The 1,084-nt window shown below is 67.0% G+C and carries 1 protein-coding gene; it reads left to right on the forward strand.

What is annotated here, in order from left to right; all coding sequences use genetic code 11:
* Nucleotides 1-996: IS110 family transposase (locus ACIBHY_RS54740; RefSeq protein WP_397311094.1), on the forward strand; the 996-nt coding region annotated here is incomplete at its 5' end.
* Nucleotides 997-1,084: the final 88 nt, after the last annotated feature.

Genomic DNA, 1,084 nt, shown 5'->3' on the forward strand with positions numbered 1-1,084 from the left:
GTGTGGCTGGTCAACGCCCGCGATGTCAAACACCTGCCCGGCCGCCCGAAGACCGACCGGCTGGATGCGGTGTGGCTGGCCAAGGTCGCCGAGCGGCAGATGCTGCGGCCCAGTTTCGTCCCCCCGCCCGAGATTCGTCAGCTGCGGGACCTGGCCCGCTATCGGGTCGATCTGATCGGCGCGCGTACTGCCGAGATGCAGCGCGCCGAGAAATTACTGGAGGACGCCCAGATCAAGCTGTCGGTGGTCGCCTCGGACATCTTCGGTGTCTCCGGCCGGGCGATGATGGCCTCGTTGATCGCCGGGGAACGTAACCCTCGTGTGCTGGCGCAACTGGCTCGCTCCAGCCTCCGCAAGAAGATCAGCCAACTGGAAGAGGCGTTCACCGGGCATTTCACCGAACACCACAGCTTCCTGTTGCGCACCATGCTGGCCCGCGTCGACCAGGTCAACCACGACATCGCGCAGGTCGACACTGCGATCGAGGAGCTGATCTCCCCTTTCGCGGGCACGGCGATCGACCGGCTGGATGAGATTCCCGGCATCGGTGCCATCGCCGCCCGAGCGATCATCGCCGAGATCGGCCTGGACATGAGCCGCTTTCCCACCGCCGCTCACCTGGCTTCCTGGGCCCGCTTCGCACCCGGCGTGCGGGAATCGGCGGGCAAGCGCAAAGGCCGCGGCGCCACCGGCCACGGCAACCGCTACTTGGCCCGTGTCCTGGGTGAAGCGGCTGTGGTCGCCGGCAAAAGCCACACCTTCCTCGGCGAACGCTTCCGGCGCATCGCCCGCCGCCGCGGCACCAAACGCGCGATCGTCGCGGTCGGCCGCTCGATCTTGACTATCATCTGGCACCTGCTGTCCGACCCCGACGCGCGTTTCATCGACCTGGGCGCCGACTTCTACGACCGACGACTCGGTCCCGAACGCAAGAAACGCAACCACATCCGCCAGCTCGAAGCCCTCGGCTACCGCGTCACCCTCGAACCTGCCTGACCAGCCACGCTGATCACGAACCCCGACGCGCCACCACACGCCAGGGTCCGCTGCCGCCTGCCCGCTAACTCTCCGATTTTCGGACTAG

It is taken from the genome of Nonomuraea sp. NPDC050547 (assembly GCF_044457345.1).
GTDB lineage: Bacteria > Actinomycetota > Actinomycetes > Streptosporangiales > Streptosporangiaceae > Nonomuraea.